Origin of the sequence: Luteimonas sp. YGD11-2 (assembly GCF_004118975.1) — a bacterium.
GTDB lineage: Bacteria > Pseudomonadota > Gammaproteobacteria > Xanthomonadales > Xanthomonadaceae > Luteimonas > Luteimonas muca.
In genome coordinates this window covers 2272816-2295261 of record NZ_CP035376.1, presented here as the reverse complement: position 1 = coordinate 2295261, position 22446 = coordinate 2272816, and the positions used below count along the sequence as shown (strand labels likewise).

The 22446-nt window shown below is 68.6% G+C and carries 31 protein-coding genes and 1 tRNA gene; 24 read left to right on the top strand and 8 right to left on the bottom strand.

What is annotated here, in order from left to right:
* Positions 1-607 precede the first annotated feature (607 nt).
* The 14 genes from ERL55_RS10500 to ERL55_RS10435 all read left to right on the top strand — a co-directional run bounded on the left by ERL55_RS10500 (position 608) and on the right by ERL55_RS10435 (position 10602).
* Positions 608-832: an AlpA family transcriptional regulator gene (locus ERL55_RS10500; RefSeq protein ID WP_129136382.1), complete on the top strand. Its 225-nt coding sequence runs from the start codon at positions 608-610 to the stop codon at positions 830-832.
* Positions 829-1056, top strand: coding sequence for a hypothetical protein (locus tag ERL55_RS10495; protein WP_129136381.1), 228 nt, complete (start codon positions 829-831; stop codon positions 1054-1056). Before ERL55_RS10500 ends, ERL55_RS10495 begins: the two co-directional genes overlap by 4 nt.
* Positions 1049-1492: a hypothetical protein gene (locus ERL55_RS10490; RefSeq protein WP_129136380.1), complete on the top strand. Its 444-nt coding sequence runs from the start codon at positions 1049-1051 to the stop codon at positions 1490-1492. The genes ERL55_RS10495 and ERL55_RS10490 overlap by 8 nt, the downstream gene beginning before the upstream one ends.
* Positions 1489-1977 (top strand): DNA primase, encoded by a 489-nt coding sequence (locus ERL55_RS10485; RefSeq protein ID WP_129136379.1) that lies wholly within the window; start codon positions 1489-1491, stop codon positions 1975-1977. The genes ERL55_RS10490 and ERL55_RS10485 overlap by 4 nt, the downstream gene beginning before the upstream one ends.
* Positions 1974-3374, top strand: coding sequence for an AAA family ATPase (locus tag ERL55_RS10480; RefSeq protein WP_129136378.1), 1401 nt, complete (start codon positions 1974-1976; stop codon positions 3372-3374). The genes ERL55_RS10485 and ERL55_RS10480 overlap by 4 nt, the downstream gene beginning before the upstream one ends.
* A gap of 378 nt (positions 3375-3752) precedes the next feature.
* Positions 3753-4106, top strand: coding sequence for a single-stranded DNA-binding protein (locus tag ERL55_RS10475; RefSeq protein WP_129136377.1), 354 nt, complete (start codon positions 3753-3755; stop codon positions 4104-4106).
* Positions 4107-4109: 3 nt separating this feature from the next.
* Complete coding sequence (locus tag ERL55_RS10470; protein ID WP_129136376.1) at positions 4110-4370, top strand: HGGxSTG domain-containing protein; 261 nt, start codon at positions 4110-4112, stop codon at positions 4368-4370.
* Complete coding sequence (locus ERL55_RS10465; protein ID WP_129136375.1) at positions 4363-4587, top strand: hypothetical protein; 225 nt, start codon at positions 4363-4365, stop codon at positions 4585-4587. Before ERL55_RS10470 ends, ERL55_RS10465 begins: the two co-directional genes overlap by 8 nt.
* A 6-nt stretch (positions 4588-4593) precedes the next feature.
* A complete protein-coding gene (locus ERL55_RS10460; protein ID WP_129136374.1) occupies positions 4594-5154 on the top strand; it encodes a hypothetical protein in 561 nt (186 codons plus the stop codon).
* Positions 5151-5693 carry a DUF6445 family protein gene (locus ERL55_RS10455; RefSeq protein ID WP_129136373.1) on the top strand — a complete coding sequence of 181 codons (543 nt, stop codon included), beginning with the start codon at positions 5151-5153 and terminating at the stop codon, positions 5691-5693. The genes ERL55_RS10460 and ERL55_RS10455 overlap by 4 nt, the downstream gene beginning before the upstream one ends.
* Entirely contained in the window at positions 5693-6139 is a 447-nt protein-coding gene (locus tag ERL55_RS10450; protein WP_129136372.1) for a GNAT family N-acetyltransferase, read from the top strand. Before ERL55_RS10455 ends, ERL55_RS10450 begins: the two co-directional genes overlap by 1 nt.
* A 1-nt stretch (position 6140) precedes the next feature.
* Complete coding sequence (locus tag ERL55_RS10445; RefSeq protein WP_129136371.1) at positions 6141-6881, top strand: hypothetical protein; 741 nt, start codon at positions 6141-6143, stop codon at positions 6879-6881.
* Between the two features lie 14 nt (positions 6882-6895).
* Positions 6896-8464 carry a hypothetical protein gene (locus ERL55_RS10440; RefSeq protein ID WP_129136370.1) on the top strand — a complete coding sequence of 523 codons (1569 nt, stop codon included), beginning with the start codon at positions 6896-6898 and terminating at the stop codon, positions 8462-8464.
* A complete protein-coding gene (locus tag ERL55_RS10435) occupies positions 8464-10602 on the top strand; it encodes a hypothetical protein (RefSeq protein WP_129136369.1) in 2139 nt (712 codons plus the stop codon). The genes ERL55_RS10440 and ERL55_RS10435 overlap by 1 nt, the downstream gene beginning before the upstream one ends.
* Here the strand turns inward: ERL55_RS10435 and ERL55_RS10430 are convergent.
* Positions 10583-10924 (bottom strand): hypothetical protein, encoded by a 342-nt coding sequence (locus ERL55_RS10430; protein ID WP_129136368.1) that lies wholly within the window; start codon positions 10922-10924, stop codon positions 10583-10585. The genes ERL55_RS10435 and ERL55_RS10430 overlap by 20 nt on opposite strands.
* A gap of 177 nt (positions 10925-11101) precedes the next feature.
* On the opposite strand from ERL55_RS10430, the gene ERL55_RS10425 reads away from it, so the two are divergent.
* Complete coding sequence (locus ERL55_RS10425) at positions 11102-11650, top strand: hypothetical protein (RefSeq protein WP_129136367.1); 549 nt, start codon at positions 11102-11104, stop codon at positions 11648-11650.
* An 875-nt stretch (positions 11651-12525) separates the two neighbouring features.
* Here ERL55_RS10425 and ERL55_RS10415 read toward each other — a convergent pair.
* From ERL55_RS10415 to ERL55_RS10400, 4 genes are all read right to left on the bottom strand, one after another.
* Complete coding sequence (locus tag ERL55_RS10415) at positions 12526-12888, bottom strand: hypothetical protein (RefSeq protein ID WP_129136365.1); 363 nt, start codon at positions 12886-12888, stop codon at positions 12526-12528.
* Positions 12889-12901: 13 nt separating this feature from the next.
* On the bottom strand, positions 12902-13201 hold the full coding sequence (locus ERL55_RS10410) for a hypothetical protein (protein ID WP_206733307.1): 300 nt from the start codon (positions 13199-13201) through the stop codon (positions 12902-12904).
* Positions 13202-13328: 127 nt separating this feature from the next.
* Positions 13329-14252 (bottom strand): SOS response-associated peptidase family protein, encoded by a 924-nt coding sequence (locus ERL55_RS10405; RefSeq protein WP_129136363.1) that lies wholly within the window; start codon positions 14250-14252, stop codon positions 13329-13331.
* A gap of 140 nt (positions 14253-14392) precedes the next feature.
* Positions 14393-14911 carry a PDZ domain-containing protein gene (locus tag ERL55_RS10400; protein WP_164972178.1) on the bottom strand — a complete coding sequence of 173 codons (519 nt, stop codon included), beginning with the start codon at positions 14909-14911 and terminating at the stop codon, positions 14393-14395.
* Positions 14912-15021: 110 nt separating this feature from the next.
* On the opposite strand from ERL55_RS10400, the gene ERL55_RS10395 reads away from it, so the two are divergent.
* Positions 15022-15381 (top strand): hypothetical protein, encoded by a 360-nt coding sequence (locus tag ERL55_RS10395; RefSeq protein WP_129136361.1) that lies wholly within the window; start codon positions 15022-15024, stop codon positions 15379-15381.
* A 54-nt stretch (positions 15382-15435) separates the two neighbouring features.
* On the opposite strand, the gene ERL55_RS10390 is transcribed toward ERL55_RS10395, so the two are convergent.
* Positions 15436-15526: transfer RNA gene (locus tag ERL55_RS10390), tRNA-Ser, on the bottom strand.
* Positions 15527-15652: 126 nt separating this feature from the next.
* On the opposite strand from ERL55_RS10390, the gene ERL55_RS10385 reads away from it, so the two are divergent.
* The gene (locus ERL55_RS10385; RefSeq protein WP_129136360.1) at positions 15653-16093 is read left to right on the top strand and encodes a hypothetical protein; all 441 of its coding nucleotides are present in this window, start codon (positions 15653-15655) and stop codon (positions 16091-16093) included.
* A gap of 19 nt (positions 16094-16112) precedes the next feature.
* Here ERL55_RS10385 and ERL55_RS10380 read toward each other — a convergent pair whose 3' ends face one another.
* Together ERL55_RS10380 and ERL55_RS10375 are read right to left on the bottom strand one after the other, a co-directional pair.
* The gene (locus tag ERL55_RS10380) at positions 16113-16496 is read right to left on the bottom strand and encodes a hypothetical protein (RefSeq protein WP_129136359.1); all 384 of its coding nucleotides are present in this window, start codon (positions 16494-16496) and stop codon (positions 16113-16115) included.
* On the bottom strand, positions 16493-17584 hold the full coding sequence (locus ERL55_RS10375) for a glycosyltransferase family 9 protein (RefSeq protein WP_129136358.1): 1092 nt from the start codon (positions 17582-17584) through the stop codon (positions 16493-16495). The genes ERL55_RS10380 and ERL55_RS10375 overlap by 4 nt, the downstream gene beginning before the upstream one ends.
* A 76-nt stretch (positions 17585-17660) precedes the next feature.
* Here ERL55_RS10375 and ERL55_RS10370 point away from each other — a divergent pair, with 76 nt between their 5' ends.
* The 7 genes from ERL55_RS10370 to ERL55_RS10340 are packed head-to-tail and all read left to right on the top strand — an operon-like array spanning position 17661 to position 22440.
* Entirely contained in the window at positions 17661-18413 is a 753-nt protein-coding gene (locus tag ERL55_RS10370; protein ID WP_129136357.1) for a 3-deoxy-D-manno-octulosonic acid kinase, read from the top strand.
* A complete protein-coding gene (locus ERL55_RS10365; RefSeq protein ID WP_129136356.1) occupies positions 18413-19168 on the top strand; it encodes an MBL fold metallo-hydrolase in 756 nt (251 codons plus the stop codon). Before ERL55_RS10370 ends, ERL55_RS10365 begins: the two co-directional genes overlap by 1 nt.
* Positions 19169-19170: 2 nt before the next feature.
* The gene (moaA, locus tag ERL55_RS10360; protein ID WP_129137314.1) at positions 19171-20190 is read left to right on the top strand and encodes a GTP 3',8-cyclase MoaA; all 1020 of its coding nucleotides are present in this window, start codon (positions 19171-19173) and stop codon (positions 20188-20190) included.
* Positions 20191-20235: 45 nt separating this feature from the next.
* A complete protein-coding gene (gene moaC / locus ERL55_RS10355; RefSeq protein ID WP_129136355.1) occupies positions 20236-20754 on the top strand; it encodes a cyclic pyranopterin monophosphate synthase MoaC in 519 nt (172 codons plus the stop codon).
* The gene (gene moaD, locus ERL55_RS10350) at positions 20751-20993 is read left to right on the top strand and encodes a molybdopterin converting factor subunit 1 (RefSeq protein WP_129136354.1); all 243 of its coding nucleotides are present in this window, start codon (positions 20751-20753) and stop codon (positions 20991-20993) included. The genes moaC and moaD overlap by 4 nt, the downstream gene beginning before the upstream one ends.
* 2 nt (positions 20994-20995) lie before the next feature.
* Entirely contained in the window at positions 20996-21439 is a 444-nt protein-coding gene (locus ERL55_RS10345; protein ID WP_129137313.1) for a molybdenum cofactor biosynthesis protein MoaE, read from the top strand.
* The gene (locus tag ERL55_RS10340; RefSeq protein ID WP_129136353.1) at positions 21439-22440 is read left to right on the top strand and encodes a gluconolaconase; all 1002 of its coding nucleotides are present in this window, start codon (positions 21439-21441) and stop codon (positions 22438-22440) included. Before ERL55_RS10345 ends, ERL55_RS10340 begins: the two co-directional genes overlap by 1 nt.
* Positions 22441-22446 lie beyond the last annotated feature (6 nt).

The following is a 22446-nucleotide window of genomic DNA, read 5'->3' as shown; positions in this document are numbered from 1 at the left end:
AAGGGGACCGATGGGCTGATTCGGGCCCGTCCGTGGCTGCACATCTCGTGCCCCGCCTGCAAGCGCTGAGGAACTCGGCGGTGGCAGCTAAGGCCCGTTTACCCCAAGGCCCGTCGCGAAGGAGAACTGCGGATCCGAGGGCCGTGCGTCACATTCACGAAGCCTTGCGCCAAGGCTGGCGTGACGCACAACGTCGTGCACCGGAGCGGAGCGAAGAGGCAGCTCGGCACGTGTCAACGCGGCTTCAGCCGTATCCAAAGGGATTGGTGCCAAGCAAGGCTGAGAATAGCCCTTTTCGGGAGATAGTCGGCCTCTGCTATCGGAAGGTGGGCGCCACGGCTGACCCACGTGCAGCCATTGAGAACTACCTCAGTGAGGAGCGGAAGATCCGAGCAGATTTACGCAACGCGTTAGACGAAGGGCTGCGCGTGACGGAGCGGAGCCCCAGAGGCAGAAAGCCCGGGCAGTAAGCAGTCAGCCATAGAACGTCCATTTATTCCTGACGTTCTATGGCTGATGCGGCCCCTAGTGACGCATAGCTTAGGCATCGCTGCATCCCGCAGCGGCCCCTGTCATCCGGCAGCGGCCAGTAAACAGGGAGGCAACGATGTCCCACACGTCAAGCGACGCTGCGAGCGCGCTCACTCTCGAACGATTGCCGGCGGTCAAAGCCCGGACTGGTCTCTCCCGGACCGAGATCTACCGGAAGATCGCGAACGGCCAGTTCCCGGCTCCTGTGAAGCTCGGCGAGCGTGCGAGCGCTTGGAGCGCTGCAGAGGTCGACGGCTGGATCCGCGAGCGCTTGGCCATTCGAAAGGCGGTGCACTCGTGAACGCCCCTGTCGCCCTGCTCAAGGCGCTCTACGCCCCCGCGCCCGTGCCGACCGTTCCGAACCTGCACGAGCTTGCTGACTCGCTGCAGCGCCAGCTCATCGCGCTCTCCGACGACCCATCGCCGCAGCAGTGCGAAGCCGTCGCGGGCAACCTGGACGGCGCGCGGCGCGCAGTGCTTCGGATCCGGGAGCAGCTCATGGCGCGGGGGGGCAGCCATGGATGAGCGAAGCCTGGAAAAACAAAGTCCGCCGGACGGGGCGGACTTTGAGGGTGCATTCGCGACCAGCGGGATGCATGCCAATCATACCGAGTCCAGCGCGCGCGACAACGCCATGCGTCGGGCTGAAGGACGCCGTAAGCGTGGCATCGACGCCGCGCTGGCACGTGCCGACGAACTGTCCCCGGGCTGGTCGACCCACGCCCTCCATTTGCTCGCAGCCTTCGCCGCGGAGCAGGCGATCCCGTGGACGTGCGAACGCTACCGCGAGTGGGCCCATGAGGCAGGACTGCAGGTGCACCCGGAGCAGCGAGCGTTCGGCGCCATCATCCGCGCCGGCCTGCGGGATGGCTGGTTTGTCCGAGTCGGCTACGCACCGGCTGCGTCGAGCAACTGCGCCCCCAAACCGCTTTACCTGGGCGCCAACCGGGAGTGCGCATGAGCATGGCCTTCCATGTTGCTGATGCGACGGCCGAGCCACTCCTGCAGCGTCTGGACGGCCTGCAGCGCTCGGGCACTGGCTGGCGCGCACGCTGTCCCGCATGCAGTGGCCGGTCCCGAAAGCTCTCGGTCACCGAGCGCGATGGTCGCGTGCTGGTGCATTGCTTCGGTGGTTGCCCTGCAGAGGAGGTGCTCACCGCTGTTGGGCTGACGTGGGCGGACATCATGCCTCCACGCCACTGGCCCGAGTCCGAGGAAGAGCGCCGCGTCGCGCGTCGCGCGATTCGTGAGGCGGGCTGGGCCGCTGCTCTCACTGTGTTGGCGGTGGAGGCGAAGGTCGTGCTCATCGCTTCCCATGAGCTCGTAGCCGCACGCCCGCTTCCCGCGGAAGACCAGGAGCGGCTGGCCCAAGCCGTGGCTCGCATTGACCACGCGGCGGCGGTGCTCACCCAGCCACGCCCGGTGCGAACGGGGGTGCCTGCATGAGCGCGCCGACCGTGGCCCATCGGCCCAGCCTTGAGCAGCGAGCACTGCAGGCTGTCGATGCGGACGAGCTGGCGCGGATGGAGCAGTTGGCCGACTGGCCCCAGTCCGATCACCGCCACGTGGCGACGACTGGGGCGGATGCCTTGGCGGAGGCGTCATCGTTCGCCGAACGCTTCGCGGAGCGTCTGACCGGCTTCAGCGAAGAGGAGCTCGAGGCGGCGAAGGAGCCGCACCCGCACGCGTTCCAGCACGAGGAGTGCGGCCTGTTCCCCATCGGCGAGGTGTCCGTCATCGCGGCCCCGGGTCGCGAGGGCAAGACGTTTGCCACCATCGCGCTGGCGGTGTCCTACGTGCTCGGCACCAAGGTCGTCGGCCTCAAGCCGCAGCCGGATCGCTGCGTGCTCGTGTACTCGGCAGAGGACGACCGGCCGCAGTACGCCCGCAAGGTGCTCGCCCGCTGCAGCCAGCTTGGGCAGGAGGACGCGGCGCGGGTCCGTGCGCGGATCGTGGTGCCTGACCTGCAGGTGCCCGGGATGGAGGCGTTCCAGACCATCGTTGCAGTCCATGAGCGGGCGCCTGTGGAGTCGTTCGCGGTCGACGCCGTGATCGAAGCGCTGCGAAGCCGCATGGACGACCCGGTCCCACCCGGGCTTGTTGTGTTCGAGACCGCGTCCACCCTGAGCGAAGCTGAGGAAGACAACCGCTCGTTCAAGATCCTGATTCGGGCGCTGCGCCGGATCGCGCGCTCGCTCCAGGTCGCCGTGGTCCTGGTGCACCACACCTCACAAGCGGCCTCGAGCAACCTCCCGGACCTCAACCTGTCTGTGGCGGACATCCGCGGCGCCACCGCGCTGGCTTACAACAGCCGCCAGAACCTCCTGTTGGTCAATCTGGGCAGTGCGGAGGAACCCTTCCCGGACAACGACGCCCGGAGCGTCCTGCGGTCCATGGTGGCTCCCCGCGCCGGCGGTCGCGTCTCCGCGCTCGTGCCGCTCGACAGCTCCAAGGCGATCGACCCGCCACCGGTGTTCTTCCAGTGGCAGGGGACGCCGTTCGGGGCTGCCTTGGCCACGGTGCCGGTGCCTCCCAGCCTCGAGGGCGCTCGCTGGCGAAAGCTCAGGCAGTTGATGCAGGGCCAGCGGACCGAACAGCGCCAGGCCGCCAAGGACGACGCGCAGATGGCCAAGGTCGAGGAGGTCGTCGCGCTCGTCCGGGACCTCTGCAACGCCGGCAAACAGGCCACTGCAAAGCAGGTCTCGATCGCCGCTGGCCGCAACAACGGCTGGGCTGCGCCCTACCTCCAGATAGCCGTGCGGGAAGGCCTTCTGACCGTCCGTGACGAGCCAATCCTGCGGGCCAAGGGCCTGTTTCCCGTCTATCGCCCGGTGACTGGTTGAGGTGTTCGCCATGAATCAACTAGTGGCAGCAGAAAACGGCGTTGTTACGCGCTCCCGACTGGTTGGCGACTGGTTGAACCAGACCAACCAGTCCGAATCGAGACGGGGGACCGCCGCTAGGCGCGGCTCCCGTCCGTTTCGGTCCTGGTCCTGTGCGACTAGTGACTGGTTGATCTACTTAGGGGTGTGGGGGATCAACCAGTCCAGTCAGAACCCGATTTCTGACCGCTTCGCGTGTGATCGCGAGAGACAGGCCCCGCCCAGCCCGGTCCCACGTGCGCGTCCGTCCGAAGCGCGTGTCCGCCAAGCCCTCACGGCGCCGGCGCAATTCAAACCCTGCTCCCCACCCCGACGGGCCGACGTGCCCAGGAGACACCCATGATCGATGCCCTCGTCTCCGGCCGACTCGCGGCCGACCCCAAGACCGGCACCAGCCGCAACGGAAGCGCCTACGTCACAGCGCGTGTCCTGGTGACCACCGCGGACGAGGAACGGCTGAGCGTGTCCGTCATCGCCTTCAGCGCGCGCGTGGTGGACGGGCTCATGGCCATGGGAGCCGGTGAGCCAGTCACCTTGTCTGGCGAGCTCACGCCGAAGGTCTGGACCGATCGGGAAGGAAACGCCCAGCCCACGGCGGACCTCAAGGCGCATGCCTTCCTGACCCCGTATCACGTGAGTCGGCGCCGCAAGACGGTGCAGCAAGGCGAGTCCGAGCCGGGCGAGGGGGATTGAGCGATGGACAGTGCGGACCTGACTGGACGCATCGCGCGCAGGCGCACGCGCGTGAATGAGTCCCGCGGCAGCAGCGTCAAGGCTGTCGACCGGGTGGTGTGCGGCGCCAAGCGTCACCGCGACGGCCAACCTTGCGAGGCGCTCAGCGTGCCGGGCAAGCGCCGTTGCCGATTCCACGGCGGGATGAGCACGGGCCCGCGCACGCCGGAAGGCAAGCGCCGCGCTGAGGCCAACCTGCGTGCGAGGAGGACGACCGATGGCTGACGTGATGACCGCAGAGCAGGAGTTCGAACTGCGGCAGGCAATCGCCAACCAGGCGCTCGGCGAGGAGGCCACGGGGTGGTGGCTGGAGCACGAGGATCACTGCGCCGTCCAGCACGATGCCCCGTGCTCGTGTGCGCCCGTCCTCTGGTTCTCGGCGAGCCGGCGCGTCGCGCGCGTCGACTTCGAGCTGACCCCGCAACTCCTTCCACGCCACTGAGGCCGCATGGATCCCCGAGACCTCAATTGCTGGTCGCGGCGCCACCTCTGGCGGGAAGCAGCAGCGCTGGCCTTCATGCGCCAGGGCCGCCACGACATCCGACCCGCGCTCCTGCTGTTGTTCCACGCCGGCGACGCGCACCAGTTCGAGGCGATCCATCGGCACGGGCGGCTCTACCTGTCCGCCTACTGCATCCGCAACGGACTGCCGGCGACCACAGAAGCCTGCGAGCTGGCTGCCGGCGATGCCCTGGCAGTCATGTGGGCACGCCGGGCGCCGCAACCGGTGTCGGCGCGCTCCCGGGCGCTGCGGATGCGCAACAGCGTGTATTTCGAGCTGCGGACCGTGGCGCTGGTGATGTTCCAGACCCGGCTACATGAGGCGCGCGTCCGCTTCGCGTCGGGAACGATTCACACCCGCCAATCGCTATCCTCGAAAGAGAGGGACAGTAGGCAGGATGACCTGTGCGCCGGCGCCGAGCCGATGCAACAGGCCTTTGTCTTCGAACCTCTGCCGGCCTGGTCTGGCCGCCCATCCTCGACGTCTCCGGAACTCCGCCCGACGTGATCGTGATCGACAACTTTCTCCCGCCTGCGGTGCGGGACGCAGCCCTGTGCGCGCCCTTCGTGGATTGGTCCGCACCGGACGGCGAGGTCTACAAGCGCGTGGCGTTGGTCGACGTTCCTGGCCTGCAGCAGGCGATCGAGAACGTCATGGGGCCGGTGGACATGCTCGGCATGGGTTACCGCCTGAACTACGGCGGCGAGCTCCCGAACGCGGCGGTGCACAGCGATATCGGCTGGGGCACGCACGCTGCAGTCGTCTACCTGTCCGATGGCCCCGGCGGCACGGCCTTCTGGCGACATCGGGCCACTGGCGCGGAAGCCATCGATGTGGGCGACGACGCCCTGTGGGTGGCAGTCCGCGATGACTGGAACGACGAGGCCTCGTGGGAGATGACGCAACTCGCCGAGATGAAGCTTGGCCGCGGCGTCATCTACGAATCCCGCCTGTTCCACAGCCGCTACCCGTTCCCGGCGTTCGGCGCCGGCCCCAGCGACGGGCGCCTGGTGGCGGTCGCCTTCTTCACTCCCAAGGAGTCCTGATGCGAGTTCGACAAGCAACGCTGGCCGACGTGCCGGCGGTCGTCGCCATGTCCGAGCGTTTCTACGCGACGACCAGCTATGCCACCTGGGCGGATTTCAGCCCCTCCACCGTCGAGGCATTGGCGACCAACCTCGCACAGAACCACGTGCTCCTCATGGCCGAGGACGACGCCGGCGTCTGCGGAATGGTGGGGCTCTTCGTGGCGCCCTTCATGTTCAACGCAGCCAAGACCGGAGCCTACGAAGTCGTGTGGTGGGTGAACCCCGAAGCTCAGGGCCACGGCACCGGGAAAGCGTTGCTCGCAGCGATCGAACCCGCCTGCAAGGCACGAGGCGTCGACACGATCCAGATGGTGCATCTCGCATCCAGCCCTCCGCAGGCCGCGGAGATCTACGCGCGCATGGGCTACGCGCAAACCGAATCTTCTTGGACAAAGGTGGTCTGACATGGCAGCAGTGACGGGTACGGTCGTTGCGGGCGCGCTCACGGCGTACGGAGCGAGCCAGCAAGCGGGAGCAGCGAAGGACGCGGCAAAAGCGCAGAGCGGGGCAGCACAGGCCGGCATTGCCGAACAGCAGCGCCAGTTCGACATGATCCAACGGAACCTGCAGCCCTACATGGGCGCCGGCACCAACGCGCTGGCCGGGCTCACTGCCATGGCCGGGGGCGACTACAGCGCATTCGAGAACGCGCCGGACTACCAGTTCGCAATGTCGCAGGGGCTCCAGGCGCGCGACAGGTCCGCGGCAGCCCGCGGCGGGCTCTACAGCGGCGGTGCCGATGCAGACCGCATGGCGTACGCGGCCGGATTGGCCAGCCAGAACCTCGGCAACCACCGCAATCACCTGATGGACATGGCGAGGATGGGGCAGAACTCCGCGGCCGGTGTCGGCGCGGCAGGCCAGAACGCCGCGAACGCCATGGGCAACCTGTACGCGGCGCAGGGGAACGCGCAGGCCGGCGCAGCCGTTGGCAGCGCAAACGCTTGGACCAACGCACTGGCCGGGATCGCTGGAGGAATTGGCCAGTACACCGCCGGCACCGGGCGATCGTCCGCATACAGCACCCCGAATCAACTGGGCGCGTTCGCGCCCAACGTCTCCGGCTGGCAGGCCGGCCAATCAACGGGCACCGCTTGGAACGGCAACTCAGCCTTCGGAGCTTGGGGCCAAGGCTGGAGGGCCTGACCATGGCGAACCTCATGTACCCCGACATCATGGGCAACTTCCAGCGCGGGCAGCAGCTCGGCATGCAGAACCGCCAGATCCGGCAACAGGAGGAAAGCCGCAACAGGCTGGCCGACATCGCGTCGCAGGCGTTCGGTGCGTCCGGTGATCAGCAGCAGGGCCTCATCCAGCAGGCCATCGCCACGGACCCGGCTGCAGGCTTCGCGCTCGGCGAGAACCTCGGCGCCGTGGAGGACCGCCGCACTCGCACGCTGGTGAACATGTCGAAGATGCTGACCTCGGCGCCCGAACAGGCTCGCCCCGGCCTCTACCGCCAGATGGTGCCGACGCTGCAGAAGTTCGGCCTGTCGGAGCTGCCGCCGGAGTACAACGAGGTGGTGGGCCAGACGGCGCAGTCGATCATTCAGGCCTACGGCACGCCGAACGGCGCCACCGGCGTGCAGTCCACCTACGTCGACGAGGCCGGCAACCGGGTGGCGATCATGCGCGACGGCTCGACGCAGGTCCTGGGTCGCAACAACGCCACGATCCGGATCATGGAGCAGGAAGGTCGGCTTCCGTATGGCGTTGTCAGCAGCGGCGGTCCGACCGGCCAGGTGGTGCCGCTGGGGCAGGGCATGGGCGCGGGCGGACAGCAGCAGGCGCCGGCACCGCAGCGCCAGAGCGCGCCGGTGCTGCAGCAGGGTCAGGGGCAGCAGCTCATGGACCAGATCGCCGCAAGCGCCAACCAGATGATCGCCGCCGGCATCCCGGCCGATCAGGTCGACGCGTGGGCCGCGCAGCAGATGGGCGGCGGCACGATCCGCGAGGGCGGCGGCAATCAACTGCAGACGACGCAGGCGGTGGTGCCGATGCAGTCGGCCGCTGCGCCGCTTCCGCCCGCGCTCGACTATGCCAATGGCGGCAGCGTGGGGCCGGTGCGGGTTCCGACATCGGCAGAGAGGGCCGCGGCCGAGACCGCGGCGCGGCAGGCGACGGAGCTGTCGTTCCTTCCGCAGCGCCAGGCCATCGAAACGCAGGGCGCCATCGAACGGGAGCGCGGCGTCGGGCAGGCGAAGATCGACGTGGAGCGCGAGCAGCAGGCGCCCAAGCGGGTCGCGTCCTACCGCCAGGCGTTGACCGCGGCAGGGAACGTGCAGGAGTCGATCGACAACGCGCTCGGCATGCTGGGTCCGATGTCGACCGGCTTCATCGGTGCGCGCAGCCGAGGCATCGAAGGATCCCCAGCGTTCAACCTCGCGTCCGAGATCGAGACCGTGAAAGCGAACCTCGGCTTCGATCGGCTGCAGCAGATGCGCGACAACTCGCCCACCGGCGGCGCACTGGGACAGGTGGCAGTGCAGGAGCTGATCGCATTGCAGTCCACCGTGGCCAACCTCGACCCGAACCAGAGCGAGGCGCAGATCCGCGCCAACCTCAATCGGGTGAAGGAGCACTACGAAGGCTGGACGTCGGCAGTGCGGCAGGCGCTCGCCGACGAGGAGCGGCGTATCGGCCAGCGCGGTCAGACCGGAGCGCCGTCGTCCGCCTTGGGCGGTGTGAGCGACGACGAGCTCCTCCGCATGCTCAGTGGAGGTCAGTGATGGCGAGCCGGATTGAACTGCTGCAAGAAGCTCAGCGCCGCGGGCTGCCCATCCCTGACCGGGACCGGGAGTTGCTCGAGGAGGCACAGCGCCGCGGTCTCGTCCCAGCGTCCGCACCGGCCAACTTCAGCCAGGTGACCGGGTCGGCGACCAGCACCGAAGCGCCACCGGCCCAGCCTGGACGGATGCAGGCCGAGCTGCGCGGCGTTGGCCTCAGCGCGCGTTCGGCGCTGCAGGGCGTCGGCGGCATGATCGGTGCCATCGGTGGCGACGCCTTCAACAAGGTGCTACCCGGCGACCAGCCGTCCTATCGTGACGCCGCCGGCATGCTGGCCGACCGCATCGGCCTACCGGCGCCGCAGTCGGGCCGTGAGCGCGTCCTGGGCGACGTAGGAGAGGCTCTGGCGGGTACGGCAACCACGATGGGCGCTGGGGCGGGTCTGAACGCCCTCGCGCGCCTGGGGGGCGCTGGCGCGGTTTCAGGCGCAGGGCAGGGCGTAGTGCGCAATCGTCTCGCCGACTTCCTGACCTCGGCACCCGGTGCTCAGGCGGCCGGCGCCGCGGCTGGCGCCGGTGCATCCAGCGTGGCCCGGGAGAGTGGCGCCTCGCCCCTGACCCAGATTGGCGTCGGCTTGGCGGCGGGTCTGGCGCCTGGTGTCGTGCCAGCGGCAGCGCAGGCGGGGGTGCGGGGCATGGTCCGCGGCGCGTCGCCCGACCGGGTGCGCCAGAACCTCAATGCGTTCGAGTCGATCGGCACGACGCCCACGGTGGGCCAGGCAACGGAGAGCTGGGGCGCGCGCGGCTTCGAGACGATGCTCGGTCGTTCGCCCGGCGGCGCCGGCGTCATGGCGCGCAAGGGCACGGCGCAAGCGGAGGAGATCGGCGAGGCGGCGGAGGGTGTCGCCAATCGACTCGCTCAGCGATCCGACCCCGAGCGTGCCGGCCGCGCCATCGAGCGCGGGGTGGAGACCTTCGCGAACAACACGAAGGCGATGCGCCGCGCCCTGTATTGGCAGGCCGACCAGTTCATCCCTGCCGGGACGGCCATGCCACTGTCCAACACACAGCGCGCGTTGGCTGACCTGACGTCGGCGACCCCCGGCGCGGTGGCCACGTCGCAGCGACTGATCAACCCGCAGATCCGCGCGATGGCCCAGGACGTGGCGACGGATCTTTCAGCGGGCAGCGGGTCAATGCCGTACGCGGCGGTGCGGCAGCTCAGGGAGAGGATCGGCGCGGAACTATCGGACTTCACCCTTTCCCCGGACCGACCGGTGCGTGAGTACCGCCGCCTCTATGCGGCCCTGTCGCAGGACCTCGAGGAAGCGGCCCGAGGAATGGGTCCGGAGGCAGAGCGCGCGGCGCGTCGGGCGAACAACTACACCCGCGTGTCCGCCGACCGCCTCGAACAGGTCCAGCGTGTGGTCAGTCGCCAAGGCGGACCGGAGGCCGTGTACAACGCCGCGCTCTCCGGGTCGCGGCATGGCGGCACTACGCTGCGCGCGGTTATGCAGTCGCTGCCGCGCGAGGGCCAGGAGATGGTGTCCTCCGCGGTTATCCGCCGCATGGGCCTTGCGACGCCCGGCGTGCAGGACGCGGCGGGCGAGGCGTTCTCGCCCCAGACCTTCCTGACGAACTGGAACCGCATGAGCCCTGAGGCGAAGCGCGCCCTGTTCGACCGCTATGGGAAGGGCTTCAGTGACGACGTCGATCGGATTGCGCGCGTGGCGCAGAACCTCCGGGAAGGCTCGCAGGTGCTCGCCAACCCGTCTGGCAGCGGTGGCGCGATCTCGCAGTGGCTCAGCGCCGGTGGCGCGGTCGTGGCGCTGCTGACGGGGCAGTGGGGCGTCGCCGGCGGAATCGGTGCAGTGGCCGCAGCCTCCAACGGTGCGGCGCGCCTCATGCAGAGCCCGGCGGCGGTGCGCTGGCTTGCACGCACGACGGAGCTACCCGTGGGCGCGCTCCCGGCCCAGCTCACGACGCTGAGCAAGATCGCGGAGGAAGAGGGCGACGAGGCGCTGGGGGAGCTGGTCGACCTGATCAGCCAGGAAGTGGGCGCCGGCCCCGGGCTTGGCATTGGCCCGGTCCGCCGGCAGGCGCCGGCGTCACGCCACGCGGTCAATACGCTGCCGCAGTGACCCGCTGCAGTTGGCCGAGGGTCTCGATCCGCTTCAGCACATGGAACCGGAGGTCGAACAGCTCATCGCGAACGCTCAGCAGCGCCTCAATGGCCTCTGAGCTTCGCGCGATGTTCTGGCGGTTTCGTTCACCTCGCCAAGCAAACAGGCTATGGAGCTCGGCCCGATTCTCCGCGAGGTTGCGGTGCGCTATCGCCAAGTGGTGCGCGAGGTCGAACAGCTTCTTGTCGACGGTGTTCAGCAGGTCGACCGCGTCACGACCTTCAACGAGCCATTCGCGATAGATCTCGATCGCGCTGTCGTAGTCAGTTCTCACGTCCATGATGTTGCTCCTTGGGTCACGCACCCATCGTGCGCTCGTGGTGCAGTCCACATTGGGCCTGCCAGCCGACCTTGGCCCATGCGACTCTCCGGGCGACCTGCGTGGCGGGCGCCACGACTGCGCGCTGCTCGCCCATTATGCGACCCTCCGCACATCTGCACGGGCAGCGAGCCTGCGGTGACATTTTCAACGTTGGTTTTTACACAAGGTGCTGGCGGCTGGAGCGAGCTGTTAGTGGGAGCGGGCACGATAGGCGCGGTTCTTCTGGCGCTCGGAATAGCCCTGCGCGACTCACGCTGGCGACGTAGGGATGCCGACGCCCGCGCTTTTGCGGTCGCCCTGTCCATTCGAGCTGATTTGGAGGAATGGGAGCGGCGGTCGAGGCAGGTGCTTGAGTGGCATCGAAAGCGACGTAGTCAAGCACTGAGCGAGCTCCTGACCGACCGGGACGATGTTCGGAACCCTATGCTGATACCAGCGAACATCGAGGCACAGCGGCTACGGATCAGCGACCTCGGTGAAACGGCAATGCCGCTGAGCAGAGCAATCGTGGAGATCGAGGCAGCCCGCATCCTCGCGCCAACGTATGTCATCGCATATCGATCCCAAGCCGAGTGGGACCGTCTCGCGGATGTGCGGGAGCGTTTCGGAGGACACTTGGAGCGCGCTCACGCTCACATCGACAAAGCCTGGAAACAGGTGGAAGCCCTGCTCAGCCGAGGATAGGCGCGACTCCCTCCTGATGTGTCGTGAGGGGTAGCCAGCGGCACCTTCCTTGTGGCGCCCGCACGGTTGGAGTACTGCGGTTCCGGCAGCGATGACGTGTCCGCCCAGGGGAGGGTTCCGGGACCGTAGATCGCCGGCTCTCCGTCTGCCGTAGTGCCGTGCATTGGCGGGCGTAGTGTCAGGCGACGAGCTGGTCAGGTCTGTCAGCCACGTTCCACCCTGCGTGTAGGGCTTGTCTCACACCGGGTTGGCCGATTGGGTCAGCCTCGCGCGTTGATGCGGACAGGAGAGCCACCGGGGACGGAGATGGCGGGTCGCGCAGGGAGCGCCCAAGGTATTGGGTTGGTGCTGTTGCTTGCGATCGCGTGGATCGTTGGCCGTTGCTCGGGCGGAGCCGACGAGCCGCACGCGGTGGCAAGCCAGACTGCGCCCACTCCTGCGGCGACTGCGCTGTCTTCGACGGCACCGGTGCCACGCGAGACGCGTTACGTGGACGCGTCGACGCTCAACCTCCGCGATCGCCCCGAAGGGTCCGTGCTGGGCAAGGCAGCCCGGGGCACAGAGCTCGCCGTCCAGGAGCGGCGGGAGGGCTGGATCCGAGTCGTCGCCGATGGGGAGGAAGGATGGGTCGCCGAGCGCTACACCTGCGGCAGTCCCGGTTGCGCGAGACGTGCCGCGCCGCCTGTGTCGCAGACCCGGGCAGTCCCCTCTCAGTCGTGGACTGGGGGGTGCCCGTGCTCCGGGTCGTACAACTGCACGGGCCCGCGGGGCGGGCAGTACTGCATCACGTCTGGCGGCAATAAGCGTTATCGGTGAGCCAGGTTTATTGAAGCCGTCTAACGCAAGAGCCCCTCTTCTGAGGGGCTCGTTGGTGGTCAACCGCAAGCTGCGCGCCGTGCTGGCTCGACACCCTCATCGGGCTCTGCGGCACTGCCTGCCTTCTCGCTGAAGCTCACAAGTTCCTCATGAGCGCGAGAGCGGAACTCGGCTGCAGCGAAACGCATAAGCACGCGCCTTATGAGCGGCTGATAGCCAAGGCCCTCATCTCCAGCGATCAGCTTCAGATCATCGATCAACCGCTTCGGCAGGCGGATCGAGATCAGTTGCAAACCCAACGCGTCATCCACGGCGACCGCATGCTCCTTGGTCGTTGGCCGCGCGTGCTCCACCGAAAGGCCAAGCTCGCCCGTATCCCACGGGCACGCCTTATCCCCAGTTGGCTCGGTGATGCTCGTCATTGCTTACTCCTCATTAGGCGCCGTGTGCGGCGCACATCTCTTCGTACTTGTCGATCCAAGTGCGATTCGCCTCATAGGCGGACTTGATCGCAAAGAAGCCTGGATACTCGATATAGACGATCTTCAGGAGGCGTCGGGTGTCAGTTTCTGCGATGAACCACTGTGTCATCGGATCAGTATCGTGCTCTGCGCGTTCGTCTCTGAAGGCAGGGCCATCTCGGTTGGCGAAGCATTCGATCACCTCCTGAGGTGTAACGTTGTGCTTCTCATCCGCTAGCTTCGCCCTTACCCGGGGCGAGATCTTGAAGTTCACGCGCGGCATCCTTGTCGGGTCGCGAATTGTATATACGCGTACTCTGTATATACAAGGTCAAAGCGAGGAGAGTCGTAACCGTCTACTCAGCTTTGTCACGGTCTCTCAAATCCGTGATACGTGGCTGTCATGCGGCGTCCCGGTGCTCATAGTAGGGCCGCTGTTTGTCGTCGAAGATTGCGTAGAGCGCTTCCGTGCTCGCCCGATCCGGATTGAGCCATGCGTCCATGTGCTCGGGCTTGATGTTGATGATCGTCCGGTCGTGGCCAGCCGCGGCCACCTCAGGCTCGGGGTCATCCGTGACCGCGGCGAATGAGAGCAGCTCGGGCTCGGCACCCTGCGGGTCAGACCACCGGGACCACACGCACGCCACCAGCATCGGCTCGCCGGTGCGCGGGACGAATTCCAGGATCTTGTTTTCGCCGTCGACCTCGACGTGCTCATAGAAGCGGTACGCGATCATGACGCCGTGCTGCCGACCGAACAGGTCGCCCCAGAAGCCCTCGAGGTTGTCGCGCCTGGCGTTGTAGGTGCCGGGGAACTTGCGATCGTAGAAGGCCGGCTTCCCGGCGGGGCGGCACTGGTAGCGCATGAGCTTCACCACGAGCTCGCCACCCTCCGACACCAGCACTGGGCAGTAGGTGCCTGGATAGATGCGGTGGTCCTGGTCACTCGGCAGGCCCTTGAGCACGTCCAGGCGCCGCTGCGCGGCTTCTACCTTGTTGGTGCCGATCCGCACGTCCTCGCGGGCCTTCTTCGTGTCCTTGGCCTGCAGTGCGCGCTGGGCGTCCGCTACGCGCCGGCGCTGGGCGAAGAGCTCCTGCGTGAGCTTGTCCGTCTCCCAGGCGTCCCAGCGGCGGATGAGGTCGGCCAGCTCGGCAGGGCCGTGCTCGAGGATGTCGCGTTCAAGCGCACGCGGCACCTTTTCACGGCGTGGGTCCTTGCCCTCCTGCCACCAGAAGATGCGGATGTAGCTGTCGAGGTCCATGTCCGCGCCGGTCTCCCGGCGGAACTTGGAGTACTCGGCTTGGACCTGGGCGGAGTAGCACATGGGCGGAGCGTAACCCCGGCCGCGTGCCCGGCGCATGAGTCGCGTGTAGGCTGGCCAAGCCTCGGCGCCCCGCCGTCATCCGCCGGTGCATGCGCCGCCGGACCGGTCTAGAACGGGGCACCCGGGGCGCTCCTGACGCTTCAGCGCCGGATGAGGCGCACGGGAATAGGGTCGGCGCCGCGCCGCATGACAACGTCGACGACTGACCCTGGCTCTCCTGCCAATTGCACGGACACGGCCCGGTAGTCGCCATCGGCGAGCACGCCATCGACTTGCACCACCCGATCCCCGGGCTGGACCCCGGCGTCAGCGGCAGCAGAACCCGGCGCGACCGCCAACACGGTGCGGCCGTCCTCTGTGCTCAACACGATCCCGGTCTTCCCTTTCCCCGAAAGCAGCGCTTTGAGATCCGCCACTGCAGCGGGATCGGCGCCGCGGGTTGGCGCTGGCGTGGTGGGACGGCGCGCATTCGCCATCATCCAAAGGACGACGCCGGAGAGGAAAACCAAAGCCCCAACCGCCAGCAAGTTTCCTTGGCGGGAGAGGAGGCCGATGTTGTGAACGCGGCTGGCGCCGGCCGCGACCGTGGTGTCCATAAGGAGCCCCGGCAGCGCGATGAGCGCGCCGATAGCCAGTAGCGCAGTTGCAAGTCCCTTCATGCCAATCCCCCTTGCCGCGATCCTACGCCACGGCGCCCGGGCGCGTCGCGGCCGGTGCGACGAGCCTGCATAGGCTGGCACGCATGCCACTACCTTCGACCTGCCGCTGGGTGCCATCCGACGACGGTGCTGTCCTGCACTGCCACTACGTGTGCATCGCCGCCTGCTACGCGGACGGGCGCCTCTGGCTCGCGCGCTGGGGCGAGGACGGCCGGCTCGAGGCACGCGCTGCGAGCCAGCGCCAGGGGATGCGCTACGTCGAGCGCATGATCGAAGTGCGAGGGATCCCGTGGACGCCGCGGTCCCGGCACGGGCGCCGAGGGGACCGCTCGCGCATCCCAGCCAACGCCGCCCCCCAGGTCACCGTGAGGCTCGACACCGCCGCCGATTGGGCCGAATGGATTGCTGAGGTGTGGCAGGCGTCGACGCCGTTCGCGGACATCGTCGCGCGGTGGGAACGGAGTAGGTAACAAAAAGGCCACTCCGAAGAATGGCCTTTCGATTCAACGACTTGCGCTGATAACTGGCGGAGAGGGGGGGATTCGAACCCCCGAGGCGCTATAAACGCCTGCCTGATTTCGAGTCAGGTACATTCAACCACTCTGCCACCTCTCCGGTGGCCCGGGGCATGCGCCGCGGGCCGCACATCATACGGGTGCGTCCTGCGGCCGACAAGCGAATCCGCTGGCCCCGCTGAGCGACGCGCTACACTGGCGTCCGCTGCCTTTATTGCACGTGCCGATGTCCGAAATCCTCGTCCCCGTCTCGTTCGGCGAACTGCTCGACAAGATCGCCATCCTGCAGATCAAGGCCGAGCGGATCTCCGATCCCGCCAAGCTGGCCAACGTGCGCCAGGAACTGTCCGCGCTCGAGCGCACGTGGATGGCGCATCCCGCCCCCGCGCGCACCCCCGGCTTCGAGGCGGGCGCCGCCGGCCTGCCGGCGCTGCGTGCGGAGCTCAAGGCGGTCAACGAGCGCCTGTGGGACATCGAGGACGCGATCCGCCTCAAGGATCGCGCAGGCGAGTTCGACGCGGAATTCGTCCGCCTTGCGCGCAGTGTGTATCTCGAGAACGACGAGCGGGCGCGGGTGAAGAAGGAGATCAACCTGCTGCTCGGCTCGGGCTACGTCGAGGAGAAGTCCTACCGCGATTACCGCGGCGGGGCACGCGGCGCGGGCTGAGGCCACGCCGCGGCACGCTTCAGCGCTGGCGGGCGCGCCAGCCGCGCACGGCGACCAGCGCGATCCACAGCAACAGGCTGGCCGGCAGCAGCCACAGCGGCAGGAACATCAGCAGCAGCCCGTCCTGGGCGTCCTGCGGAAACCAGCGCACGCGGATGCGGGCGCCGAGGTCCAGCCCGGACATCGCCAGCGCCGCCAGCAGGGCCACCCATGCCGGCCCGGTACGTGTCGCCAGCGCGAGCACGCCGTAGGGCAGGAACGCGAACACCGCCAGCCCGGACAGGAACAGCCACTGGCCGAGATCGGCATCGGGACGGTCCATGTCCGCGATCGCGAACGTGGCCAACGCGACCGCAAAGCCGGCAGCGAGGATCAAGCGGCGTGCAAGGCCCGGGCGGATCATCGCGCCGCGGCTCCCGTTCGCCCGGCATCGCGATCGGCCACATAGCGTTCGAACGCGGCGATGGCGTCGTCAACCGTGACCAGGTCCATCACTCCCTCGCGCTCGATCTTGCTGCCCCACCTCAACGCATCGGCGGGCTTGCCGAGGAAACGCCGCGCGGCATCGTCGTAGCGATCCACGCAGTAGCGCCGGTCGGAGTACGGCCCGCTGCGCGCCGGGTTGCTGGCGGCGTGCAGGCCCAGCACCTTCGCGCCCATCGCGTTGGCGATATGCATCGGGCCGGAATCAGGGGTCATCACCAGCGCAGCGCGAGCCAGCAGCGCCGGCAACTGCTTGAGGGTGTCCTTGCCGACGAGATCGAGTGCGGGCCCATGCATCGCGGCGAGGATGGCGTCGGCGGTGTCGCGCTCCAGCGCGCTGCGTCCACCGCACAGCACCACCCGCCAGCCCCGCGCGAGCGCGTGGTCGGCCACCGCGGCGTAGCGCTCGGCGCGCCAGTTGCGCAGCACGTGGCTGGAGCATGGCGAGATCAGCAGCGCCGGGCGGCCGTCGTCGGGCCATTGCGCCGCCGCCCATGCGTGCGCCTCGGCAGGCACCGGCATATTCCAGACGACCTCACCCTGCTGCAGCCCCAGCGGCTCGCAGAAGCTGCCGATCGCGTCGAGCACGTGGATGCCGGGGCGGTCGGGAATGCGCTCGTTGACGAACAGGCCATGCAGATCCTTCGAGCGGGTACGGTCGTAGCCGATGCGGCGCCTGGCCGGAATGAACGCCGACAGCAGATTCGCGCGCGCGGCAACCTGCATCTGCAACAGCACGTCGAAGCGCGGGCCGCCGAAGCCGCGGCGCAATTCACGCATGCCGGCGAGGCCGCTCTTCTTGTCGTAGACGTGGAAGGTGACGCCAGGCAGGCCGTCGAGCAGCTTCTGTTCACCGCGGCCGACGACCCAGTCCAGCGGCACGTGCGGCCATGCGCTGCGCAGCGTATGCAGCAACGGCAGCACATGGGTGACATCGCCAAGCGCGGACAGCCGCAGCAGGCAGATCGAGGCGGGCGCGTGCAGCGGCACGCTGGAGGAGGGCGGCATTGCGGACTCGCTGGATGGCACAGGCGGCGAGTGTATTCGCTGCCGGCCGCGTCGCCGCGAGCGCTACACTCGCGGCATGGTGCGATTCGATGCGAACGAGGACCTGGTTCCGTTCGAGGACGCTGCCGGCGGGCGTGGCGCGATCCTCGGTGATTCCGGGTGGATCCGCGAGGCCGAGCCCGGCTGGTTCGACCCCGCGTGGTGGGGTGAACGCGCGCGCCCGGTCGACAGTGGCGGGCGCGGCGGTGCGTGGTTCGTGCGCGGTCCGTTCGGCGACGCGGTGTTGCGGCTGTACCTGCGGGGCGGGCTGGCTGCGCAGTTCAGCCGCGACCGCTACTGGTGGCGCAGTGCCGCGGCCACGCGCAGCTTCGCGGAGTTCCGCCTGACACGCGACCTGCGGCTGCAGTCGCTGCCGGCGCCGGAGCCGATCGCCGCGCGCTATGTGCGCCGTGGCCCGACCTATCGCGCGGCGATCCTGGTGCGGCGGATCGACGGCGTGCGTTCGCTGGCCGACCGCATGGCGGTCGCCGGCGCCGATGCACCGTGGGAAGAAACCGGGCGGCTGGTTGCGAAGTTCCATCGCGCAGGGCTCGACCACGCCGACCTCAACGCCCACAACGTGCTGTTCGATGCCACCGGACAGGGCTGGCTGATCGACTTCGACCGCGGAAGGATCCGCGTGCCGGAAACGCGCTGGCGCGCGCGCAACCTCGCACGCCTTGAGCGTTCCCTGCTCAAGCTGCGCGGCGAGCGCACGGAGACCGACGTGCGGGCCGACTTCGCGCGGCTGCGGGCCGCCTACGACGCCCGTTGGGCGACGGGTGTGTGATGGGCTGGAGCCTGCGTTTCCACGGGGTCGGCAATGCATCCGCGATCGAGCTCGGCTCGTCGATGGCGACCATCGAACGCGATGGCCAGCCATGGTTGACCATCGATTGCGGCGGCGAGGGGCTGAGCGCATGCCTTGCGCATTACGGCCGCCCGCCGCGCGCGCTGTTCATCACCCACACCCACCTCGACCATGTGGCCGGTCTCGAGCGGCTGTTCGTGTCGGAATATTTCGATGTCGCACGGCGCGGGGCGATGCCGGTGTACGTGCCGGCGCCGGTGGTGCCGCTGCTGCACCAGCGCGTGGGCGATTACCCGAACGTGCTCGCCGAGGGCGGCGCCAATTTCTGGGATGCGTTCCGGCTGGTGCCGGTCGGCAACGCGTTCTGGCATGACGGCGTGCGCCTGGAGGCGTTCGCCGTTCGTCATCATTGGCCCGGCACGGCATTCGGGCTGCGGCTGCCCGGCAGCCTGGTCTGGACCGGCGACACCCGGCCGATTCCCGAGCTGCTGGCGCACCATGCCACGGAGGGCGAGCTGATCGCCCACGACTGCGGCCTGCATGGCAACCCGTCGCACAGCGGGATCGATGATCTGGTGCGCGAGTATCCGCCCGACCTGCTGGCGCGCTGCGTGCTCTACCACTATGCAAGCGCCGCCGATGGCGAGGCGTTGCGCGCGCTGGGCCATCGCGTGGCCCGCCAGGGCGACGTGCTGGCACTGGCCGGCCCGTTCCCCGGAGCGCTGGTCGGGTGAGCATGCCGCAGCCCGCGCCCATGCAGCCGACCGACCGCCTGGGCCGGCCGCTGCATGATCTGCGGCTGTCGGTGATCGAGGCCTGCAACTTCCGCTGCGGCTACTGCATGCCGGCCGACCGGGTGCCCGCCGGCCACGGCTTCGACGCCGCCGGGCGGATGGATTTCGACGAGATCGAGACACTGGTGCGCGCCTTTGCGCGGCTGGGCCTGCGCAAGCTGCGCCTGACCGGTGGCGAGCCGCTGCTGCGTCGCGACCTCCCGTTGCTGGTGGCGCGACTGGCGCGCATCCCCGGCATCGTGGAGCTCGCCCTGACCACCAACGGCAGCCTGCTCGGGCGCCATGCACGGGCATTGCGTGATGCCGGGCTGCATCGTCTCACCGTCAGCCTGGATGCGCTCGAGCCGGCGCGCTTCCGTGCACTGTCCGGCGGGCGCGGGGATGTCGCCGATGTGCTGGCCGGTATCGAGGCGGCGCAGGCGGCAGGGTTCGAACGACTGAAGCTCAACTGCGTCGTGCAGCGTGGCGTCAACGAAGACCAGGTGCTGCTTCTGGTCGAGCGCTTCCGCCGCAGCGGCCACGTGCTGCGTTTCATCGAGTATATGGATGTCGGCACCTGCAACGGCTGGCGCAAGGACCGCGTGGTGCCGTCGGCGGAACTGCGCGCGCGCATCCACGCACGCTGGCCGTTGCATGCGCTGGACCGGCATTACCGCGGCGAGGTCGCCGAGCGCCATGCGTTTGCCGACGGCGCCGGCGAGATCGGCTTCGTCAGTTCGGTCAGCGCGCCGTTCTGTGGAGATTGCCACCGCGCGCGGGTGGCCGCCGATGGCGCGTTCTACAGCTGCCTGTTCGCGGGTGCCGGTCGCCCGTTGCGGCCGCTGATCGCCCAGGGCGAAGACCGCGTCGTCGAGGAACTGATGATGCTGTGGACACGGCGCGCCGACCGCTACAGCGAACTGCGTGGCGCCGCGCCGCAGGCGCCACGGCAGCGCGTCGAGATGTTCCTGGTCGGCGGCTGAGCGCGGCTACCGTTACCATCGGCCGCGGTTCCGATCGAGTCCGTCATGGTCGCTCCAAGATCCCGCAGCACGTCGCGCACCCCGGCGCCGACGCTCACCCATGTCGACGCCGAGGGACGTCCGGGGATGGTCGATGTGTCGGCCAAGCCGGCGACCGCACGCAGCGCGACCGCGCGCTGCGACGTGCGCTTTCCCGCCGCGGTGGCCACCCAGCTGCGCGCCAGCGGCCTGCGCAGTGCCAAGGGCGCCATCGTCGATACCGCGGTGATCGCCGGCACCATGGCGGTCAAGCGCACCCACGAACTGATCCCGTTCTGCCATCCGCTACCGATCGACGGCATCCGCATCGCGATCGACTGGCAGGGCGAACGCGCGTTGCGCATCGAGTGCACGGTGCGCACCGTGCACCGGACCGGCGTCGAGATGGAGGCGCTCACCGGTGCCACCGTGGCCGCGCTCACGATCTACGACATGTGCAAGGCGCTGTCGCACGCGATCGTCATCGGGCCCGCGCGGCTGGTGGCCAAGCGCGGCGGACGGCGTGACGTGGGAGCGGCCGGATGACCCGGTTGACGGTGCTGTACTTCGCCAGCCTGCGTGATGCCGCCGGCACCGCGCAGGAAACCGTCGACACCATCGCGGCGGACCTGGGCACGCTGTACGAGGCGCTCCGCGCCCGCCACGGGTTCACACTGTCGCGCGAACGGCTGCGGGTCGCGGTGGACGGCGCGTTCGCACGCTGGGAAGACGCACCCCGCGCAGGTACCGAGGTCGCGTTCATCCCGCCGGTGAGCGGGGGTTGAGCGTGCACGACACCACCGGTTTCCGGCTTTCGGCGGACGCAATCGACACGTCCGCGCTGCATGCCGGGCTGGAGGATCCCGCCGCGGGTGCCTGCGTGGTCTTCGAGGGTCGCGTGCGCAACCACCACGGTGGCCGTGCCGTGCTGGGACTGGCCTACGAGGCGTATGTGGAACTGGCGGAAGCCGAAGGCCGGCGCATCGTCACGGCCATCCGTGAACGCCACGGCCTGCACCGCGCGCTGTGCGTACACCGGGTTGGCGCGCTCGCGATCGGCGACGTCGCGGTCTGGGTCGGCGTATCGGCATCGCATCGTGACGCCGCGTTCGTGGGCTGCCGGGCGATCATCGACGCCATCAAGCAGGATGTCCCGATCTGGAAGCACGAGCGCTACGCGGACGGCGACGTCGCATGGTTGCATCCCGAAGAAGGCACAGGAGGTCGGTGATGGGCAGGACACTGGTTCTGGCGTTTGCGCTGCTGGCGGCGATGACGGCAGCAGCGGGCGAATTGCTGGTCGGCAACAAGTCCGCCGACACCGTGTGGCGGCTCTCGCTCGAGGATGGCGCGCGGCATGCGGAAATCGCCACCGGTGCGGCGCCGCACGAGATCGCGGTGGCGCCGGACGGCCGCACCGCGGTGGTCACCAACTACGGGCACCAGGCACCCGGCAACAGCCTGACCGTGATCGGTCGTGACGCGGCACAGGTGCGCACGTTCGATCTCGGCACGCATGCGCGGCCACACGGGGTGCGCTACATGCCCGACGGGCGCCGCCTGCTGGTGACCACCGAGGGCAGCGGGTCGCTGCTGATGCTGGACGCAGCCACGGGCGCGGTCGAGCGTGCAATCGACATCGGCGATGGCGTCGGCCACATGGTGGCGCTGTCGCGCGGCGGCGACGTGGCCTACGTCAGCAAGATCCGCGCGGGCTCGGTGGTGCGCATCGACCTTGCGACCGGCGAAACGCTCGAGCGTCCCGCAGGCGCGGGCGCGGAAGGCATCGAGGTCGCGCCCGACGGCAGCGTGTGGGTGACCAACCGCGAGGCCGACACGGTCACCGTGCACGACCCGCACTCGCTGGCGATCCGCGCGACGCTCGAAAGCGCCGGCTTCCCGATCCGCGTGGCGTTCACCGCGGACGGCCGGCATGCGCTGGTCACCAACGCCCGTGCGGCGACGCTGTCGGTGTTCGATGTGGCGAGCCATGGGCCCGTGGCGACCGTGGCGCTGGCCGAAGCCGGTCGCGACTACCGGCAGACCCTGCTGGGCGAGGCGGCGCTTCCGATCGGCGTGATCGCGGATCCGCGCCGGCCGCGCGTCTATGTGGCGATCAGCGGCGGCAACGAGGTCGCGGTCGTCGACACCGCCCGCTGGGACGTGGTCGATCGCTGGTCCACCGGCAACGAACCCGATGCACTGGCGATCATGCCGCCGGCCGTTGACTGAAAAGGC

Excerpts from the sequence above, each read along its gene's own strand:
- ERL55_RS10500 (WP_129136382.1), top strand. The coding sequence starts at position 608 with ATGTCCCACACGTCAAGCGACGCTGCGAGCGCGCTCACTCTCGAACGA.
- ERL55_RS10490 (WP_129136380.1), top strand. The coding sequence starts at position 1,049 with ATGGATGAGCGAAGCCTGGAAAAACAAAGTCCGCCGGACGGGGCGGAC.
- ERL55_RS10485 (WP_129136379.1), top strand. The coding sequence starts at position 1,489 with ATGAGCATGGCCTTCCATGTTGCTGATGCGACGGCCGAGCCACTCCTG.
- ERL55_RS10480 (WP_129136378.1), top strand. The coding sequence starts at position 1,974 with ATGAGCGCGCCGACCGTGGCCCATCGGCCCAGCCTTGAGCAGCGAGCA.
- ERL55_RS10475 (WP_129136377.1), top strand. The coding sequence starts at position 3,753 with ATGATCGATGCCCTCGTCTCCGGCCGACTCGCGGCCGACCCCAAGACC.
- ERL55_RS10470 (WP_129136376.1), top strand. The coding sequence starts at position 4,110 with ATGGACAGTGCGGACCTGACTGGACGCATCGCGCGCAGGCGCACGCGC.
- ERL55_RS10465 (WP_129136375.1), top strand. The coding sequence starts at position 4,363 with ATGGCTGACGTGATGACCGCAGAGCAGGAGTTCGAACTGCGGCAGGCA.
- ERL55_RS10460 (WP_129136374.1), top strand. The coding sequence starts at position 4,594 with ATGGATCCCCGAGACCTCAATTGCTGGTCGCGGCGCCACCTCTGGCGG.
- ERL55_RS10450 (WP_129136372.1), top strand. The coding sequence starts at position 5,693 with ATGCGAGTTCGACAAGCAACGCTGGCCGACGTGCCGGCGGTCGTCGCC.
- ERL55_RS10445 (WP_129136371.1), top strand. The coding sequence starts at position 6,141 with ATGGCAGCAGTGACGGGTACGGTCGTTGCGGGCGCGCTCACGGCGTAC.
- ERL55_RS10440 (WP_129136370.1), top strand. The coding sequence starts at position 6,896 with ATGTACCCCGACATCATGGGCAACTTCCAGCGCGGGCAGCAGCTCGGC.
- ERL55_RS10435 (WP_129136369.1), top strand. The coding sequence starts at position 8,464 with ATGGCGAGCCGGATTGAACTGCTGCAAGAAGCTCAGCGCCGCGGGCTG.
- ERL55_RS10430 (WP_129136368.1), bottom strand. The coding sequence starts at position 10,924 with ATGGACGTGAGAACTGACTACGACAGCGCGATCGAGATCTATCGCGAA.
- ERL55_RS10415 (WP_129136365.1), bottom strand. The coding sequence starts at position 12,888 with ATGACGAGCATCACCGAGCCAACTGGGGATAAGGCGTGCCCGTGGGAT.
- ERL55_RS10405 (WP_129136363.1), bottom strand. The coding sequence starts at position 14,252 with ATGTGCTACTCCGCCCAGGTCCAAGCCGAGTACTCCAAGTTCCGCCGG.
- ERL55_RS10400 (WP_164972178.1), bottom strand. The coding sequence starts at position 14,911 with ATGAAGGGACTTGCAACTGCGCTACTGGCTATCGGCGCGCTCATCGCG.
- ERL55_RS10385 (WP_129136360.1), top strand. The coding sequence starts at position 15,653 with ATGTCCGAAATCCTCGTCCCCGTCTCGTTCGGCGAACTGCTCGACAAG.
- ERL55_RS10380 (WP_129136359.1), bottom strand. The coding sequence starts at position 16,496 with ATGATCCGCCCGGGCCTTGCACGCCGCTTGATCCTCGCTGCCGGCTTT.
- ERL55_RS10375 (WP_129136358.1), bottom strand. The coding sequence starts at position 17,584 with ATGCCGCCCTCCTCCAGCGTGCCGCTGCACGCGCCCGCCTCGATCTGC.
- ERL55_RS10370 (WP_129136357.1), top strand. The coding sequence starts at position 17,661 with ATGGTGCGATTCGATGCGAACGAGGACCTGGTTCCGTTCGAGGACGCT.
- ERL55_RS10365 (WP_129136356.1), top strand. The coding sequence starts at position 18,413 with ATGGGCTGGAGCCTGCGTTTCCACGGGGTCGGCAATGCATCCGCGATC.
- moaA (WP_129137314.1), top strand. The coding sequence starts at position 19,171 with ATGCCGCAGCCCGCGCCCATGCAGCCGACCGACCGCCTGGGCCGGCCG.
- moaC (WP_129136355.1), top strand. The coding sequence starts at position 20,236 with ATGGTCGCTCCAAGATCCCGCAGCACGTCGCGCACCCCGGCGCCGACG.
- moaD (WP_129136354.1), top strand. The coding sequence starts at position 20,751 with ATGACCCGGTTGACGGTGCTGTACTTCGCCAGCCTGCGTGATGCCGCC.
- ERL55_RS10340 (WP_129136353.1), top strand. The coding sequence starts at position 21,439 with ATGGGCAGGACACTGGTTCTGGCGTTTGCGCTGCTGGCGGCGATGACG.